Consider the following 13,998-nt stretch of genomic DNA (forward strand, 5'->3'; position numbering starts at 1 on the left):
CGAACGCCGCTACCCGGCACTATGGATAGCGAATTACGCTTTCGCTTTCGCCACGGTCACCATCGCAGCGCGGATGGTACGGCCGTTCAGGGTATAGCCTTTCTGCATCACGCCCAGCACTTTACCGGCTTCAATCTCTTCAGATTCAACCATCGCAATGGCCTGGTGAACGTTTGGATCCAGCGGAACGTCGGTATCGGCAATCACTTCCACGCCAAACTTACGCACTACGTCGAGCATGGATTTCAGCGTCAGTTCGATACCTTCGATCATTGCGGCGTTGTCCGGATTCGCTTTGTCAGCCACTTCCAGCGCACGATCGAGGCTATCGATCACCGGCAGCAGTTCGTTGACGAATTTCTCCAGCGCAAATTTATGCGCCTTCTCAACGTCCTGCTCGGTACGACGACGCAGGTTTTCCATTTCCGCCTTGATGCGCAGAACACTGTCGCGTTCGCGATTCTGAGCTTCTACCAGCTGGGCTTCCAGATTCGCAATTTTTTCATCGCGCGGGTCCACCTGCTCAGCAGATGCGTCTGGCTCTACAGCCTCAACTTCATCGTGCTGTTCCGTGATAATTTCTTCAGGGGCTTGCCCCTCAGGCGTTTTCTGTTCTTTACTACTCATGAATTTCTCCGCGTTTTTCTGCATTCATCTCGCTAACTTCGCTTATTATGGGGATCAGTTTCCGGGATTCAAGGGAACAAGACAGATTGTCATCATTCATCAGGCACAAGGACCTCCAGAAAATGAATAATCATTTCAGGTGTATTGGGATCGTCGGGCATCCGCGTCACCCTACCGCACTAACGACACATGAAATGTTGTATCGCTGGTTGTGTAGCAAAGGCTATGAAGTGATGGTCGAGCAGCAGATTGCCCAGGAACTGCAGCTGAAGAGCGTCAAAACCGGCACGCTGGCGGAAATTGGCCAACAGGCCGATCTCGCCGTGGTGGTGGGCGGCGACGGCAACATGCTCGGCGCGGCCCGCACGCTGGCGCGTTATGACATCAAGGTCATCGGCATCAACCGTGGCAATCTCGGTTTTTTAACCGACCTCGACCCGGACAATGCGCAGCAGCAACTGGCCGACGTGCTGGAAGGCCACTATATCAGTGAAAAACGCTTTTTACTGGAAGCGCAGGTGTGCCAGCAGGACTGCCAGAAACGCATCAGCACCGCCATTAACGAGGTTGTCCTTCACCCTGGCAAAGTGGCGCACATGATCGAGTTCGAAGTCTATATCGACGAGATCTTTGCCTTCTCCCAGCGTTCTGACGGGCTGATTATCTCCACCCCGACCGGCTCAACCGCCTACTCGCTTTCTGCCGGCGGCCCGATCCTGACGCCCTCGCTGGATGCCATTACCCTGGTGCCGATGTTCCCGCACACGCTCTCCGCCCGCCCGCTGGTGATCAACGGCGACAGCACGATCCGTCTGCGCTTCTCGCACCGCCGTAACGACCTGGAGATCAGCTGCGACAGCCAGATAGCGCTGCCTATCCAGGAAGGTGAAGATGTGCTTATTCGCCGGTGTGATTACCACCTGAATTTGATACATCCAAAAGATTACAGCTATTTCAACACATTAAGCTCGAAGCTTGGCTGGTCAAAAAAATTGTTCTGATTTTGCATCCAGGACTTTACTGTATATAAAACCAGTTTATACTGTATGAAAACACAGTTATGGTTTTTCATACAGGAAAACAATTATGCTGGCACAACTGACCATCAGCAACTTTGCCATTGTTCGTGAGCTTGAGATCGATTTCCACAGCGGCATGACGGCGATCACCGGGGAAACCGGTGCGGGTAAATCCATTGCCATTGATGCCCTCGGCTTGTGCCTTGGCGGCCGCGCCGAGGGCGACATGGTGCGCATGGGCGCAAACCGTGCCGACCTGTGCGCCCGTTTCTCCCTGAAAGACACCCCTGCCGCCCAGCGCTGGCTGGAGCAGAATCAGCTTGAAGATGGACGTGAGTGTTTACTTCGCCGCGTTATTAGCAGCGACGGTCGCTCACGCGGCTTTATCAACGGCACGGCGGTCCCGCTCTCCCAGCTCCGTGAACTCGGCCAGCTGCTTATCCAGATCCACGGTCAGCACGCGCATCAGCAACTCGTTAAACCCGAACAGCAGAAAGCGCTGCTGGATGGTTATGCGGGTGAGTACGCGCTTACTCAGCTTATGGCAGAGCACTATCGCCAGTGGCATCAGAGCTGCCGCGAGCTCGCTCAACACCAGCAGCAAAGCCAGGAGCGCGCCGCCCGTGCGGAGCTGCTGGAATACCAGCTCAAAGAGCTGAACGAATTCAACCCGCAGCCGGGTGAGTTTGAGCAAATCGACGAAGAGTACAAGCGCCTGGCGAACAGCGGTCACTTGCTCTCAACCAGCCAGAATGCGCTCAACCTGCTGGCGGATGGCGAAGACGTGAACCTGCAGAGCCAGCTGTATAACGTCCGTCAGCTGCTTACCGAACTGGTCGGCATGGACAGCAAACTGTCTGGCGTCCTGGATATGCTGGAAGAGGCGGCCATTCAGATCTCTGAAGCCGGTGACGAACTTCGCCACTACTGTGAGCGTCTGGATCTCGACCCGAACCGTCTGTTTGAGCTGGAGCAGCGTATCTCCCGTCAAATCTCGCTGGCGCGCAAGCACCACGTTACGCCGGAAGAGCTGCCGGGCTACTATCAGTCTCTGCTGGACGAGCAGCAGCAGCTTGACGATCAGGCTGACTCGCAGGAGACCCTCTCTCTGGCGGTGAGCCTGCACCATGAACAGGCGCTGGCGACAGCGCAAAAGCTGCATGAAATTCGTCAGCACTATGCTCAGGAGTTAAGCCAGCACATTACCGACAGCATGCACACGCTGGCGATGCCGCACGGCGTCTTCACCATTGACGTTCGCTTTGAAGAGAACCACCTGACGGCGGAAGGTGCGGATCGCATCGAATTCCGCGTCACCACCAACCCGGGGCAGCCGCTGCAGGCGATCTCCAAAGTGGCCTCAGGCGGTGAACTGTCGCGTATTGCGCTGGCGATTCAGGTGATCACCGCGCGTAAAATGGACACCCCGGCGCTAATTTTCGATGAAGTGGATGTCGGCATCAGCGGCCCGACGGCGGCGGTGGTGGGTAAACTGCTGCGCCAGCTCGGCGAATCCACGCAGGTGATGTGTGTCACCCACCTGCCGCAGGTCGCGGGCTGTGGCCATCATCACTTTATCGTCAGCAAAGAAACCGACGGTGAAATGACCGAAACGCACATGAAGCCGCTGGATAAACGTGCGCGTCTGCAGGAGCTGGCACGCCTGCTCGGCGGCAGCGAAGTCACGCGTAACACACTCGCGAACGCGAAAGAACTGCTGGCGGCATAAACTTTTTCGGGATCTCAGGGTCATACAGAACAACAAAAACGCCGCCAGACCGGTTTCAAAGTGGGGCAAGGTCTATTATCATCGGCATATTACATATGAGCCGCGTTCTGCTCGGGCCCGAAAAGGAATCAAATCACTATGCGTTGTAAAATGCTGACCGCTGCCGCAGCGGTTCTTCTGATGTTGACCGCAGGCTGTTCCACTCTGGAGAAAGTGGTTTACCGTCCTGACATCAACCAGGGGAACTACCTTACCCCTAACGATGTGTCCAAAATCCGCGTGGGGATGACACAACAGCAGGTCGCTTATGCACTGGGAACCCCGATGATGTCCGATCCGTTCGGCACTAACACCTGGTTCTATGTATTCCGTCAGAAGCCGGGCCATGAAGATGCGACCCAGCAGACCCTGACGCTGACCTTCAGCAGCGCCGGTGTGTTGACCAACATCGACAACAAGCCTGCCCTGACTAAATAATCCGGTGTCAGAAATGCAAAAAGGTGCTCATTGAGCACCTTTTTTGTATCTGAGTTCTTACGAAGAATCGTAGCCCCGGTAAGCGCAGCGCCACCGGGGAAGAAAGCGCTACTTACTGGCCTTCTCCGCGCGTTGGCGACGCAGCTCTTTCGGGTCGGCAATCAGCGGACGATAAATCTCCACCCGGTCGCCCTCTTTCAGCACATCGCCCAGCTTCACCGGACGGCTGTAAATCCCGACCTTGTTCTTCGCCAGGTCGATATCGCTGCGAAGCTCAAGGATGCCGGAAGCACGGATGGCCGCCTCAACGGTCGCCCCCTCCTCCAGCGTCACGCGCTGCAGATACTGCTTCTCCGGCAGCGCATAAACCACTTCTACAGCAATCTTATGCGACACTGTAAACCTCTTTGGCGCGGGTGGTGAACGCCTGAACCATATTCGATGCCAGCTCTTTAAAGATGCGGCCAAACGCCAGCTCAATCAGCTTATTGGTAAACTCGAAGTCCAGATGGAACTCAATGCGGCAGGCGTCAGCGCTCAGCGGCGTAAACTTCCAGCCTCCCATCAGGGTTTTGAACGGACCATCCACCAGATGCATCAAAATACTCTGATTGTTCGTCAGCGTATTACGGGTGGTGAACGTCTTGCTGATCCCCGCTTTGGAGACATCCACCGCCGCGGTCATCTGCGTCGGGCCGGATTCCAGAACGCGGCTCCCGGTGCATCCCGGAATAAATTCTGGATAAGACTGAACATCGTTCACTAACTGATACATTTGTTCCGCGCTGTAAGGCACAAGCGCAGTACGGCTAATCTGAGGCATAGCATTTCCCATGGTCACACAACGGACAAATAATAACATTTATCACCTGTTAAAAAAACGCTAAGCCTCATCTCGTGCTAAGATAGCGCGTTAGACCTCACAGGACGCAATGAGGTGACTTTTTGAAATCAGATTACCGACGGCTTTACGACACTTATGACGAAGAAAAAAGCACATAAACCAGGCTCGGCGACCATTGCGCTCAACAAGCGTGCTCGCCACGAGTATTTCATTGAAGAAGAATTCGAAGCTGGCCTTGCGTTGCAGGGCTGGGAAGTAAAATCGCTGCGCGCCGGGAAAGCCAACATTGGCGATAGCTACGTAATCCTGAAAGATGGCGAAGCCTTCCTGTTCGGCGCGAACTTTACGCCGCTGACCGTCGCCTCTTCACACTATGTGTGTGACCCTACACGCACGCGTAAATTGCTGCTGAACAAGCGTGAGCTGGAATCCCTCTACGGACGCATCAACCGCGAAGGTTTCACCGTGGTCGCCCTGTCGCTGTACTGGAAAAACGCCTGGTGCAAAGTAAAAGTTGGCGTCGCGAAGGGTAAAAAACAGCACGACAAACGTACTGACCTGAAAGAGCGCGAGTGGCAGCTGGACAAAGCGCGCATTATGAAAAACGCAGGACGTTGATTCTGCACACTTATTGTACTATTCAATAAGTTAGCGTTCCGGGCTGGTATCCAGGAAGTGAAATCTGGTATACTCAGTTCAACACTATTGGGGCTGATTCTGGATTCGACGGGATTTGCGAAACCCAAGGTGCATGCCGAGGGGCGGTTTGCCTCGTTAAAAGCCGCAAAAAAATAGTCGCAAACGACGAAAACTACGCTTTAGCAGCTTAATAACCTGCTCTGAGCCCTCTCTCCCTAGCTTCCGCTCTTAAGACGGGGATCAAAGAGAGGTCAAACCCAAAAGAGATCGCGTGGAAGCCCTGCCTGGGGTTGAAGCGTTAAAACTAATCAGGCTAGTTCGTTAGTGGCGTGTCTGTCCGCAGCTGGCGTGCGAATGTAAAGACAAACTAAGCATGTAGTACCGAGGATGTAGAAATTTCGGACGCGGGTTCAACTCCCGCCAGCTCCACCAAACATTCATTCATGATGCATCATGAACTTTAAAAAAGCCTGTAACTTCAACGAGTTGCAGGCTTCTTTGTTGCATGTGTGGTCATGATCTCTGTATGAATCTTGACCTTTTGGCACCATGTTTAGCACCACGGTATCGTGGGGCTAAAAAAGCGTGGTGCTAGAACATGCCTAAGCAACTGAAACCCTTAACAAATGTGGAGATCGCTGGCGCGAAGCCCCGTAGCACGGATTATGAGCTACGGGACGGTGAAGGCCTGTACTTGCTGGTTAAGACTTCAGGGAGGAAGGCCTGGCATTTCGAGTATTATCATCCCGTCACCAAAAAGCGCACCAAAACCAGCCTTGGCCCTTACCCGGTCGTTACACTGGCCATGGCTCGCGAAACTCGCACGAAATACAGACGACTGCTCTGGCAGGGCATCGATCCCCGTCAACACTTAGCAGGGATAGCTGAAGAAAAACGCATCCAGAATGAATGCACGCTGGAAAAAGTTGCGGAACAGTGGCTCAAAGAGAAGAAACGGACCAGCGATCTTAGCGAAGATCACGCCAAAGATATCTGGCGCTCGTTGGAGATGCACGTCTTCCCTTCTCTGGGTAACACGCCCGTCACCGAGATCCGCCCGAAGATGCTCAAGGAGCACCTCACACCTCTGGAAGAACAAGGCATCCTCGAAACACTGCGACGAGTCATTTCACGGCTTAATGAAATCTTCCGCTTCGCCATCTCCGAAGAGCTCATCGAGTTCAATCCGGCTGACAACCTGGTCGCCCGCTTCAAAAAACCGAAAAAGCAGAACATGCCCGCCCTCCACCCCAGCGAGCTGGGCAGGCTGATGCTGGCGCTACAGAATGCCTCTATCCGCAAAGAAACCCGCTGCCTTATCGAATGGGAGCTACTGACCTGGGTTCGCCCCGGCGAAGCCGTCAGCGCCCGCTGGTGCGACATCGACATGAAAAAAGCGGAATGGCGCATCCCTGACACCTTTATGAAGATGAACCGTTCGCACACGGTGCCGCTCAGCAAACAGGCGCTGCGCGTTCTTCAGGTTATGGAACCCGTCAGCCGCCATCGCCCGTGGGTTTTCCCCAGCATCCGCAAACCGCTGGAGCATATGCACCAGCAGACCGCTAACGCCGCGCTTATCCGTATGGGGTTCGGCGGTGAGCTGGTCGCCCACGGCATGCGCAGCATCGCCAGAACGGCGGGAGCAGGCCATTTTCCTCGTGAAGTACTGGAATCTGCACTGGCGCACCAGAAAGAAGACGAGATCGAAGCAGCCTACAACCGCAGCGACTACCTGGAACAAAGGCGACCGCTGATGCAGTGGTGGGGAAACTACGTTGATGCCGCCAGACGGCAGGCGCTGCTCGGTGCAGAAGAACCACTGCAGATCGTGGAAGGAGAATAATGTGTCCAGTCCCATTCGTCAGAATCTGTTTGAACGGGAATGTGATATGCCGCTGCTGGAAGCGCGGCATCTCGCCCTTCTGCTTCTCGGCCTCGATGCTTCCCAACCAGCAAATGCCCTGCCGGAAGAACATCAGGAAAATTACCGTATCCTGCACGACGCCATCAGCCGCACCATCAAAGCAACGGGCATGGTCAGCGCCCCGGCGAACAAACGCATGTTCTATGCCGATGAGATGTTCGCGCTGGCATGGCGGCTTATTGATGACGAACTGACGCCGCCAGAAATTAAGGCCCGCAGCCTGAAGGCGGTGATGAAACTGTCACGCAACAGCCGTGGCCGCAAGTGGCTGAAGACGTTCGGTGACGACGCGCTACCAGATCTCACTACTTCAGCACAACCTTCCCAGCGTGGGATGCATAAACGCGACAAAGCGCGGGAGAATACTGCCAGGCTCTGCTGGCTACTGGTTCAGCTTCTGGTTGAGGAGACTGACGGGCGTTATGGGACGTCTGATAAACCGGCTTCGGATAGGATACTTCGAAAGCTGAGAGCGCTAGCGCAGGAGCGGGAATTGCCGTCAGACGGGCTTGGGCGAGGGACGTTTTATGAGGTTTTGAAGATGGGAAGGGAGAAGGAAGTTTAGGTAATAACACTGCAGATCGCACGTGAACACAGTGCCACTTTCCCTATGGAATGTGAAATTAATCGGTAATACCCCTCGAAAGAATGTGAACAGACAATCTCTTGCTTAACTGTTGAAACTCTTCGAATTAAAGACAAGGTTCGCCATTTAATTATCTGACAGTTCGCCCCAGCACAACGTTAAAGTGATTTTTGATCAATCACCTACTCTGCTCTGGCAGAGCCAGAGCCGTTTTACTGACTAAAGCATAAGCTTCCAGCGAATGCACCTTTCCACACACCATAAGTCTTGTGTGATACCAGCACTGACGGTGTATGTTACATATCCTTAAAAAGTTCTCCAGACCGACTTAGAGAACCTTAGACTGTTCTGGGAACCAGTTATTAATTATATGTCTTCGACAGACTTTAGATATTTCAAATACCTGTCGTGACACTAATGCACCATCAGGATGGCGCTGGTCAGGTATGTCATTTTCTATGTCATAAAAATTATGCGTTATTTCTGGGGGAAAGAAAACGTTTTTGTCTAAAGGCACGCTTGCATAGGGATTATAATACACATGCAAACCATCAAAATGAGTTTCCTTGTAGTCCCTTGTTCGGCACATTACAATATCCGCGCCAACAACCTCATTGTTGTAGAATTGTCGCTTCGTAGTAACATAATGGTCAGGACCAAGTTTTCTCGTATGAGAACCTTCGTTCTTCATACCTTCATTGGCAATAAAAACATTCACATCAAGAGCTCGGAATCTCGTATATCGGACATATCGATCGACCCGACTCTGAACGATAGCCTTACCAAAAGTACCTGTCGTTGAAAACACGATAGCACTGATTTCTTTGTATGAGTCATTTGTAAAAATACCTAAAGGTATTTCAGTGTCTTCATTTTTTTTAATCGATAAAACCCTTCTTTGCCTACCATTTACTAAATCTCTCATCGTAGGTTCTTCAATGCCAAACAATACCCGGTTAATGATTGTATTATTCTGGGTTAAAGATAGATCTGAATCAAATGGGGCCAATGCTAACACAAAAGGCTTACCGATTACATGTTCCATTGTTGAGTATGGGAACTTCTTACCATTAATTCCGGTAAAGAGATCGCGCTTATCTTTAATTTTCCCAAGAAGTTTTAGCGTAGATTGATGCTTAAACTTAGCTTCACTGAAAATTTCACTGACTGGCGGTTTATGGGGCTTGTCAGAGACCATAGCCTCTACGTTAAATTTATAACCTAATGGCGTGCTAACACAAAAATCAGGACTGTCTTTTGTATAGTCAACCGAATACCCCAAACGAATAAACATCTCATTTAGATATAATTCCCACATAGAAGAATTAAAGGTAGTCTGAAATTCGTTAATAAATTTAGTTTGTTCACCACTGCGTTCCAGTAATCCGCGTCCCCATGATTGGATCACCGCCCTAACAGGAGCAAGTTTAGGATCTGTGTAGATTGTTTTAAAATTGTGATTTAGTTTATTTCTAGCTATTTTTGTTGAGAAGAGATCCATTATTTACCTCTATAAACACTTTGTAAAACTAAACATGTGTATTTTACTGCGCTGATTGTCGAACATATGCTTCAAATTGTAATGCGGTATTCTACATCAGAAAAACCTCTTTTATATTTTCCTCATTAAATTTATTTACACCGAAAAATAGCCGCATGAATCATGTCTGAACAGATGAACTTCTCTAAGTTAGCCTAAATACCTACGACTGCGCTATAAAGAGGGAACCTCAAGCACTAATAGCACAAAGAAAATATGCGAACACAAATTTGACGCGAAACTATGACTTAGATAGGATGAATCTAGGTGGTGATGGTCACCTGGCGCCTGTCTCGCAAAGCAATAGCCCATCGTTCAGAAGTATACCAAATACTTGGCCGCCATCCATTATGACGCTGCCCGGTTAGCAGGCTATCGGTATCCAAAGCGTTACTTTATTGGAGGTACAGCCATGTCTGACTATTCATACCTAAGCATTCTTAAAACGCGCGCTAAAAAGCTGGCTCGCATTCAGAAAATTAAGCTTTCCAAAGCACTCGAAATCGTTGCCCGTGACGCGAAATTCACCAGCTACCATGAGCTGTCCGAAGTCGCAAAACGTGCCCCGCTAGAACAACGGCTGGTTTTCGCTGCAATAGGCGAAGATACTCAAGAGGATGTGATTTATCGCGATGAGATTTTTTATGCCATAGACCGCGAGGTGGAAGATATGCTCTCCGGCGACATAGCGGAAACAAACGCCTATGGTTTTAGCATAGAGAATCTGGAGGCAACAAGCATAAATTACGACCCAAAGCGAGGCATTCTGGTCGTCCAAGTCATATTTGATTATCAGGGTGAACAAGATTCTGAACGCCCTTTCTCTGGTTCGTCCTTTGAAATTGTTGCGAAAATGGAGCTACTTCTTCGCGACAATGTATGGAGCCTCGTAGAAAATAGTCTGGAATTGACCTCTGTTAATTCAAATGTCGATAATGACTGGTACGATTTAGACATATAACAGTAGGAGGCATTCCAAATTTTTGGCGGAGTGCCTTTTTAGTAACTATATCCAGATGAAATCATCGAGTTATCACATGAGCATCCATCTTACGTGTACTAAAAACACTTATGGGCTTCTAAATTCAGGAAGTCCCTACTCCGCTTGCTGGCGCTTCTTTGAGCCTCGTGGCGTCCATATACACCAATTAGGCCAGACCATGCTCAAACAACTTGTCGAGAAATGCTATGTGCAAAAGCCACTGGACATGTTCTCGATGACAGCAGGCAAACTAACTGGGCTTGATCAATCTGGGCCTAAACTGGCTTCCATCATATGCAGAGGGATAGAGCAGGCCAAAGATGTACAACTCGGAGAGTTACTTTTTGCCTGCGGTATCTATGGTGTGGAAGAAGAAGAAGCCTGGTTACTAGCTAAAAGATTCAGTAATCTTGAGGCCTTGTATGGTGCCAGCATAGATTCTCTGATGAGTTATAACCTTCTTAATGAGGCAGTAGCTGTCAATACGTATAACTTCTTCCGTCATCCGCTCAATGTGTCGGCTCTTAACGAGTTACAAACAGAAGGTGGATTGAAGGTGCGCCATGGATAGAATTAACACCAAGGCTGTGCCCGGCCTTTTATCTATGCAACGTAGCCGATGACAGTTAACGGTGAGACAGCAACACCTGTTGTAACATGTTTGTACTCGTGCATTGCCATCCGTAGGCCTAAACATATCTGACTCCCACAGGATGGGGATAAAATACAACATTTGCATTTTCAATTTGTTATCGAAAAATCATTAGTCCTGATGGGAAATAATATCTTCCCGGACTAATGATTTTCTATCCGGACTCCACTTTTTTATCCGGGCCTATACCTCCCCTCATCGTTCCGCGCTATAACCGCTCCGACACTCTGTTCCCGTCCCGTGAGGTGCAATCATGAAAACCAGTGCAGACAGTAACGATGCTTTTCCCGAAAGCGGCAACGTGCGTATGCGGCAGGTGGTCCAGTTTCTGGCGATGAGCGAATCGTCAGTTTACCGCCTGATTAAAAACACCGACTTTCCCCGCCCCGTCCACCTCTCTTCCCGACTGGTGGTTTTCGATGCCGCTGAAATCCGCCAGTGGCAACAGCGCCGTACCGCCATCCGTTAATCCACGCTCAGGGATGAGCCGACCGATACCTCATCATGAAACACGCCCCCTTTCTCTGTAAGCAGTCTCCGGACCGCACGCTCGAAGTGGTGATCCTTGCCGGAAGCCTGGCATGGGAGACCTCACGCGCCTGGCGAAAAGATCCTGACCGGGAAGATGATGTTCCCCCTGTGGTACTCGGACCAGATGAACTGGCCGATCTGGCCAACCTGACCATAATCAGACCCGACACGCTCTATGTCCGGGTACTTCGCACCGGCGATATCCGCGAAGAAGACCTGATGAAAATCGCCGTAAAACTGGCGCACGTGGGTGTACAGATGGCCCGGCTGATGAGCCCTGACGGTGGGTGAGTTGCTGGAGAACTGGACCGGGCAGCTTGCACGCCTGCGGCAGGAAAGGCCTTCCGACATCCTGCCGGATAACTTCCGCCTCGATGAAGAAGCACTGTGGTTTGACAAGCTGACCGAGCGACGCGACGGGGAAAGCGACGTCCAGCCCCAGCGCATCTGTTCCCCTCTGCGCGTCACCGCCATCACCTGCGACAGCCATGACGGCAGCTATGGACGCCTACTGGAATGGCACACCACCACCGGGCAGTTGCGGCGCTGAGCCATGCCGATGGCAATGCTCAGCGGCAACTGTGAGGAGTTGCGGCGCATCCTGCTGGAGAACGGCCTGACCTATATCTCCACCCGCCCTGCCCTGCGCAGCCTGCTGTGCGAGTACATCTCGCGGTCACTCCCCGGACGCCGGGTCACCTGCGTGGAGAAAACCGGCTGGCATTGCGGGGTGTACGTGCTGCCGGATGAGGTTATCGGTCCCAATGGCGACAATGTCATCCTTCAGGGCAGCCACTATCTTACCGGCGGCTTTGCGCAGGCCGGTACGCTGGCGGAGTGGCAGGAGCAGGTCGCTGCGCTCTGTGCAGGCAACTCGCGTCTGGTCTTTGCCGTCTGCTGTGCGCTCGCCGCCCCGCTGCTGCGCCTGACCGGATCGGGCGGCGGAGGTTTTCATCTGCGCGGTGAGTCCACTGACGGTAAAACCACGGTGATGAAGGTGGCCGCCTCCGTGTGTGGCGGCACGGACTACTGGCACTCCTGGCGGGCCACCGGGAATGCGCTGGAAGGAATTGCCAGCCGACACAATGATGCCCTGCTGCCGCTCGATGAACTGCGCGAAGTTGACCCGCGTGAAGCCGGGATGATTGCCTATATGCTGGCGAACGGCCATGGCAAGGGGCGTGCACGTACCGATGGCGAAGTGCATAACCGCAGGCACTGGACGCTGCTGCTGTTCTCCACCGGGGAATTGTCGCTGGCGGAACATACCGAACGCGCCGGGGAGCATCTCTACGCAGGGATGGACGTGCGCATGGTACAAATCCCCAGCGACACCGGACAGCATGGTGCGTTTGAGCAGTTGCACGGGTTTGCCAGCGGCCAGCAGTTCGCCGATGCCCTCTGCGACCGGGTGGCCCGTTTCCACGGCACCGCCTTTCGTGCCTGGCTGGCCTTCCTCACCAGCGACCTGGACGCCAGCACCACGCTGGCGAGAGAGTTACTTCGCCGCTAACAGACCGCCCTGATGCCGGATAATGCCGGAAACCAGGTGCAGCGCATCGTGGCCCGTTTTGCCCTGCTGGCGGTGGCCGGAGAGATGGCGACGCTGCAGGGTATCACGGGCTGGCAGCAAGGCACGGCGTATGAGGCGATCCAGATCTGCCTGCACGCCTGGCTGAACGAGCGCGGCCATATCGCCAACCAGGAGGATGAAGGCGTGCTGGCGCAGATCAAGCGGTTCATCACCGCGCACCAGTACAGCCGTTTTGCCTCGTGGGATGGCCCGGACCGCCCGCTGAATATGGTGGGCTTTCGCCGGGTGGAAAAAGATCCGCTGACGGGCGAGGAACACACACTGTTTCACATTCTGCCGGAGGGCTGGCGGGAAATGTGCCGGGGATTCAGCCCCGCCAGAGCGGCCAGGTTATGTCTGGAAGCGGAATGCCTGCTGCCCGGCAGCGACGGGAAATACCAGTCGCAGGTTCGCCAGCCAGAGATCGGCAAAGCCAGGGTCTACCGCCTTACCTCCCGCATCCTCAGTGTCTGAGTGCAGTCTCGCGTGTTTTAAAAAAAGGTGGTACAGGGTGGGACAAGTGGTACACGTAGAGCTGGCGCGGGTTACAGCGTCCCACTTTAGATAATCTGGTTTAAAAAAGTGGTACAGGGTGGGACAGCCGTTACTGATTCTGTCCCACTTTTCAGGCTGGCATTTTTCAGGTGGTACAGCGCAAAGCCACGGCTGGCGAGGTTGTACCACTTGTCCCACCTCAAAAACACAAGGAATGAAAATGGCGAAAAGGAACTGCAAAGGCAAAGGATGAAAGGAAGGGAGAATAAGGGGAACGGGCTTGCCCTTAAAGGATAAAAATCCGGGCGGTGCCAGCCAGTAGGTAGAATGTTAAAACCCATGCAGTCTGGTAAATGATAAATACAGATTAACCCACT

General features: G+C 52.5%; 13 protein-coding genes, 1 other RNA gene and 1 pseudogene. 11 read left to right on the top strand and 4 right to left on the bottom strand.

Annotated elements, in window-relative coordinates; genetic code table 11:
• Nucleotides 1-33: 33 nt before the first annotated feature.
• Nucleotides 34-627: a nucleotide exchange factor GrpE gene (gene grpE / locus BFV67_RS16810; RefSeq protein ID WP_008502499.1), complete on the bottom strand. Its 594-nt coding sequence runs from the start codon at nucleotides 625-627 to the stop codon at nucleotides 34-36.
• Nucleotides 628-749: 122 nt separating this feature from the next.
• On the opposite strand from grpE, the gene nadK reads away from it, so the two are divergent.
• The 3 genes from nadK to bamE all read left to right on the top strand — a co-directional run bounded on the left by nadK (nucleotide 750) and on the right by bamE (nucleotide 3,852).
• Nucleotides 750-1,628 carry an NAD(+) kinase gene (nadK, locus tag BFV67_RS16820; protein WP_008502500.1) on the top strand — a complete coding sequence of 293 codons (879 nt, stop codon included), beginning with the start codon at nucleotides 750-752 and terminating at the stop codon, nucleotides 1,626-1,628.
• An 85-nt stretch (nucleotides 1,629-1,713) separates the two neighbouring features.
• Entirely contained in the window at nucleotides 1,714-3,375 is a 1,662-nt protein-coding gene (recN, locus tag BFV67_RS16825; protein WP_023325902.1) for a DNA repair protein RecN, read from the top strand.
• 138 nt (nucleotides 3,376-3,513) lie between these two features.
• Entirely contained in the window at nucleotides 3,514-3,852 is a 339-nt protein-coding gene (bamE, locus tag BFV67_RS16830) for an outer membrane protein assembly factor BamE (protein ID WP_008502502.1), read from the top strand.
• Between the two features lie 108 nt (nucleotides 3,853-3,960).
• Here bamE and BFV67_RS16835 read toward each other — a convergent pair whose 3' ends face one another.
• Nucleotides 3,961-4,248, bottom strand: a complete 288-nt coding sequence (locus tag BFV67_RS16835; protein WP_008502503.1) for an RnfH family protein — start codon at nucleotides 4,246-4,248, stop codon at nucleotides 3,961-3,963.
• Complete coding sequence (locus BFV67_RS16840; protein ID WP_008502504.1) at nucleotides 4,238-4,675, bottom strand: type II toxin-antitoxin system RatA family toxin; 438 nt, start codon at nucleotides 4,673-4,675, stop codon at nucleotides 4,238-4,240. The genes BFV67_RS16835 and BFV67_RS16840 overlap by 11 nt, the downstream gene beginning before the upstream one ends.
• Before the next feature lie 156 nt (nucleotides 4,676-4,831).
• On the opposite strand from BFV67_RS16840, the gene smpB reads away from it, so the two are divergent.
• From smpB to BFV67_RS16860, 4 genes are all read left to right on the top strand, one after another.
• Entirely contained in the window at nucleotides 4,832-5,314 is a 483-nt protein-coding gene (gene smpB / locus BFV67_RS16845; RefSeq protein WP_008502505.1) for an SsrA-binding protein SmpB, read from the top strand.
• A gap of 89 nt (nucleotides 5,315-5,403) precedes the next feature.
• Nucleotides 5,404-5,767, top strand: a transfer-messenger RNA (tmRNA) gene (ssrA, locus tag BFV67_RS16850).
• Between the two features lie 166 nt (nucleotides 5,768-5,933).
• Nucleotides 5,934-7,181, top strand: coding sequence for an integrase domain-containing protein (locus BFV67_RS16855; protein ID WP_069598690.1), 1,248 nt, complete (start codon nucleotides 5,934-5,936; stop codon nucleotides 7,179-7,181).
• Between the two features lies 1 nt (nucleotide 7,182).
• Nucleotides 7,183-7,827 (top strand): hypothetical protein, encoded by a 645-nt coding sequence (locus BFV67_RS16860; RefSeq protein WP_069598691.1) that lies wholly within the window; start codon nucleotides 7,183-7,185, stop codon nucleotides 7,825-7,827.
• 349 nt (nucleotides 7,828-8,176) lie between these two features.
• On the opposite strand, the gene BFV67_RS16865 is transcribed toward BFV67_RS16860, so the two are convergent.
• On the bottom strand, nucleotides 8,177-9,349 hold the full coding sequence (locus BFV67_RS16865; RefSeq protein ID WP_000362947.1) for a hypothetical protein: 1,173 nt from the start codon (nucleotides 9,347-9,349) through the stop codon (nucleotides 8,177-8,179).
• Between the two features lie 451 nt (nucleotides 9,350-9,800).
• Here BFV67_RS16865 and BFV67_RS16870 point away from each other — a divergent pair, with 451 nt between their 5' ends.
• From BFV67_RS16870 to BFV67_RS16885, 4 genes and pseudogenes are all read left to right on the top strand, one after another.
• On the top strand, nucleotides 9,801-10,349 hold the full coding sequence (locus BFV67_RS16870; RefSeq protein ID WP_069598692.1) for a hypothetical protein: 549 nt from the start codon (nucleotides 9,801-9,803) through the stop codon (nucleotides 10,347-10,349).
• A 229-nt stretch (nucleotides 10,350-10,578) separates the two neighbouring features.
• Nucleotides 10,579-10,941, top strand: a complete 363-nt coding sequence (locus tag BFV67_RS16875; RefSeq protein WP_224110749.1) for a helix-hairpin-helix domain-containing protein — start codon at nucleotides 10,579-10,581, stop codon at nucleotides 10,939-10,941.
• A gap of 334 nt (nucleotides 10,942-11,275) precedes the next feature.
• Entirely contained in the window at nucleotides 11,276-11,491 is a 216-nt protein-coding gene (locus tag BFV67_RS16880) for an AlpA family transcriptional regulator (protein ID WP_069598693.1), read from the top strand.
• A 35-nt stretch (nucleotides 11,492-11,526) separates the two neighbouring features.
• A pseudogene (locus BFV67_RS16885) lies at nucleotides 11,527-13,600 on the top strand (DUF927 domain-containing protein).
• The last annotated feature ends 398 nt before the right edge of the window (nucleotides 13,601-13,998 follow it).

Source organism: Enterobacter roggenkampii, assembly GCF_001729805.1.
In the GTDB taxonomy this organism is placed as follows: Bacteria; Pseudomonadota; Gammaproteobacteria; order Enterobacterales; family Enterobacteriaceae; genus Enterobacter; species Enterobacter roggenkampii.